The sequence below is a fragment of the Pseudomonas sp. NPDC087803 genome (genome assembly GCF_044742995.1).
Taxonomy (GTDB): domain Bacteria; phylum Pseudomonadota; class Gammaproteobacteria; order Pseudomonadales; family Pseudomonadaceae; genus Aquipseudomonas.
Genome location: NZ_JBIUVO010000138.1, coordinates 1 through 2492 on the forward strand (window position 1 = coordinate 1; position 2492 = coordinate 2492).

The 2492-nt window shown below is 57.6% G+C and carries 4 protein-coding genes; 1 reads left to right on the forward strand and 3 read right to left on the reverse strand.

Features of this window, described 5'->3' with window-relative positions:
• The 3 genes from ACIOUG_RS26930 to sdhC form a co-directional block, all read right to left on the reverse strand.
• Positions 1–862: FAD-binding protein (locus ACIOUG_RS26930; RefSeq protein ID WP_401070199.1), on the reverse strand; the 862-nt coding region annotated here is incomplete at its 3' end.
• Between the two features lie 3 nt (positions 863–865).
• Entirely contained in the window at positions 866–1234 is a 369-nt protein-coding gene (gene sdhD, locus ACIOUG_RS26935) for a succinate dehydrogenase, hydrophobic membrane anchor protein (RefSeq protein WP_003222999.1), read from the reverse strand.
• Positions 1228–1602, reverse strand: a complete 375-nt coding sequence (sdhC, locus tag ACIOUG_RS26940) for a succinate dehydrogenase, cytochrome b556 subunit (RefSeq protein WP_016773673.1) — start codon at positions 1600–1602, stop codon at positions 1228–1230. Before sdhC ends, sdhD begins: the two co-directional genes overlap by 7 nt.
• A 364-nt stretch (positions 1603–1966) precedes the next feature.
• On the opposite strand from sdhC, the gene ACIOUG_RS26945 reads away from it, so the two are divergent.
• A partial coding sequence (locus ACIOUG_RS26945; protein WP_401070203.1) for a citrate/2-methylcitrate synthase occupies positions 1967–2492 on the forward strand: 526 nt, incomplete at its 3' end.

Below are 2492 nucleotides of genomic sequence, written 5' to 3' on the forward strand. Positions count from 1 at the left end.
CCGCCAGATCTTTGGCGTTCGGCGCATAACGCTCCATGAAACGCTCGCCGTGCTTGTTCAGCAGGTAACCGCCTTCGCCACGGCAACCTTCGGTCACCAGTACACCGGCGCCGGCGATGCCGGTCGGGTGGAACTGCCACATTTCGATGTCTTGTACCGGTACGCCGGCACGCAAAGCCATGCCAACGCCGTCACCGGTGTTGATCAGGGCGTTGGTGGTGGAGGCGTAGATACGGCCAGCACCGCCAGTGGCCAGTACGGTGGCCTTGGCGCGGATGTACGAAGTTTCGCCGGTTTCGATGCAGATCGCGATCACACCGACGAACTCGCCTTCCTGGTTTTTCACCAGGTCGACCGCGTAGTACTCGTTCAGGAACGTGGTACCGGCTTTCAGGTTGCCCTGATAAAGGGTGTGCAGCAGTGCGTGACCGGTACGGTCGGAGGCTGCGCAGGTACGGGCAGCCTGGCCGCCTTTACCGTAGTCCTTGGACTGACCACCGAACGGACGCTGATAGATACGGCCTTGCTCGGTACGCGAGAACGGCAGACCCATGTGGTCCAGCTCGAAAACGGCAGCCGGGCCTTCCTGACACATGTATTCGATAGCGTCCTGGTCACCGATATAGTCGGAACCCTTGACGGTATCGTACATGTGCCAGCGCCAGTCATCGTTCGGGTCAGCGGACGCGATCGCGCAAGTGATGCCGCCCTGGGCGGATACAGTGTGCGAACGGGTCGGGAAAACCTTGGTGATCACCGCGGTCTTGTGACCGCCCTGCGCCAGCTGCAGCGCAGCGCGCATGCCGGCACCGCCACCACCAACAATGATGGCGTCGAAAGAAATCGTTGGAATGTTAGCCATGACTCAGATACCCCAGAGAATCTGCACACCCCAGACGAAGTAAGCGAACATCGCAACGCCGCATACTGCCTGGAAAAGGAAACGTATAGCCGTCGCGGACTTGCCGAACGCCATTGGCGTCAGGTAGTCGGTCGCGATGGTCCACATGCCGACCCAGGCGTGAGCGCCGAGAGCAACAAGGGCCAGGAGGCTGAAAATACGCATCCCGTTGTGGGCGAACAGTTCATGCCACTGGGCGTACTCGAGGCCTGGGTGGGCCACGACGTATCCGATCAGAAAAATGAAGTAAGCCGCGAGAACGACCGCCGACACACGTTGCGCCATCCAGTCATAGAGGCCCGAACGCGAGAGGTTCGTGACGTTAGTTACCATATCCAGACTCCTGCCAGAACGATTACCACCACGGAAACGGCGATAACGATTTTCGAGCCCAGCTTGCCGCCTTCCAGCGTCTCACCGATGCCCATGTCCATGATCAAATGGCGCACACCGGCAACCAGGTGATACAGCAGAGCGGACAGGATGCCCCAAATCACTAGCTTGGCTAGCGGACTGGTCAGACACGCTTTCACCTGACCGAAGCCTTCCTCGGAGCTCAGCGACTTGTCCAATGCGTAAAGCATGATGGCAAGGCACACAAAGAGGATGACACCGGAGATACGGTGAAGAATGGACGTGTAAGCAGTGACTGGGAGTTTGATGGTCCTTAGGTCTAGGTTTACAGGTCGTTGGCTTTTCACGGCTTTTTTTTTCACACTGAAGAGCCCCTAACAATCAGGGCAAAGTTGTTGGGGAGTGCACTGGTCAGGTAACCACCACCCAGGGATGCGACCCCCAATGAAAGCAAGCCCAAAAGCCCTTGGCGGTCGGTGGCCGAGTATAGACAGTTAGGCTACTAATGACAACGCAATCACCTACCCCCAATAGCTGATTGCACAAGTCGCATAAAAGGCGTAAATGGCAGTCAATTTCGAGGAAAAAGTCCGCTTAAAGCCTTCTGGAGCAAGACTTTAGGCAAATTGACATTCGAATTTATCTCACTATAGTGGTGCGGGCCCTGCGTGGGGGGTCTGTCTGATGGTTCAAGCATAAATAGGAGGCCACATGGCTGACAAAAAAGCGCAGTTGATCATCGAGGGCGCAGCCCCCGTCGAGCTGCCCATTTTAACCGGCACCGTTGGTCCCGATGTCATTGATGTTCGGGGCCTGACGGCCACGGGCCGCTTCACTTTCGACCCGGGTTTCATGTCGACCGCTTCGTGCGAATCGAAGATCACCTATATCGACGGCGACAACGGCATTCTGTTGCACCGCGGCTACCCGATCGAACAGCTGGCTGAAAAGTCGGACTACCTTGAAACCTGCTACCTGCTGCTCAACGGCGAACTGCCGACCGCAGAACAGAAGGCCCAGTTCGTCAGCACCGTGAAAAACCACACCATGGTTCACGAGCAGCTGAAAACCTTCTTCAACGGCTTCCGTCGCGACGCCCACCCGATGGCCGTCATGTGCGGCGTAGTCGGCGCTCTCTCGGCCTTCTACCACGACTCCCTGGACATCAATAACCCGCAGCATCGCGAAATCTCCGCGATCCGCCTGGTTGCCAAGATGCCGACCCTGGCAGCGATGG